The sequence below is a fragment of the Caballeronia arationis genome (genome assembly GCF_001544975.2).
GTDB classification, from domain to species: Bacteria; Pseudomonadota; Gammaproteobacteria; order Burkholderiales; family Burkholderiaceae; genus Caballeronia; species Caballeronia arationis.
In genome coordinates this window covers 1-560 of sequence record NZ_FCOG02000602.1, presented here as the reverse complement: position 1 = coordinate 560, position 560 = coordinate 1, and the positions used below count along the sequence as shown (strand labels likewise).

General features: G+C 58.8%; 1 protein-coding gene. It reads right to left on the bottom strand.

Annotation, left to right across the window (positions count from 1 at the left end; translation table 11 throughout):
- A partial coding sequence (locus AWB81_RS44065) for a transposase family protein (RefSeq protein ID WP_510183691.1) occupies positions 1 to 560 on the bottom strand: 560 nt, incomplete at both ends.

The following is a 560-nucleotide window of genomic DNA, read 5'->3' as shown; positions in this document are numbered from 1 at the left end:
CTCGGTGAATCAACTGTACTGGCGCGAGATCGGCATCCACACCGCGATACCCGAGGTCCGCCAGAACGGTCTTCGGCTTTGACACGCCCGGCAGATCCTGAAGCAGGATGGACGTTTGTTCAAGTTGTCCGGACAGAGTATGCCCGTCATAGGGGTTGCCCACAAACGAGCGTGCACCGACAATCAGGCCTTGCTTCTCCGTGATTGCGAGGCTCACCTTGACGCCAAACTCATACGGCTGGCGAGCCTTGCCTTTTGAGATGCACTCCACTTCTGGCGCATGAAGCGCATAGAGCTTGTGCTTATCTTTCGCTCGCTGGCGGCAGATACGCCAGGCGCGCTCAAGCCAGATGCTTAAGGATGCCTGTTGCTCAGTGGATGCGTTCGGTAACTTTCTCTCGATGTCGCGCAGCAATCGTCCGAGGATCGTGCGCTGACGCTTGAGCACCCGGCGCAGTCGCTTGAACTGCTTCGCATGCGCATAGCCACCGGCGCGGCGACGCAATTGTTTCCCCTCTCGCTCGTATGTTTGCTTCAGTGCCAGTCCGGCACGTTGCGCG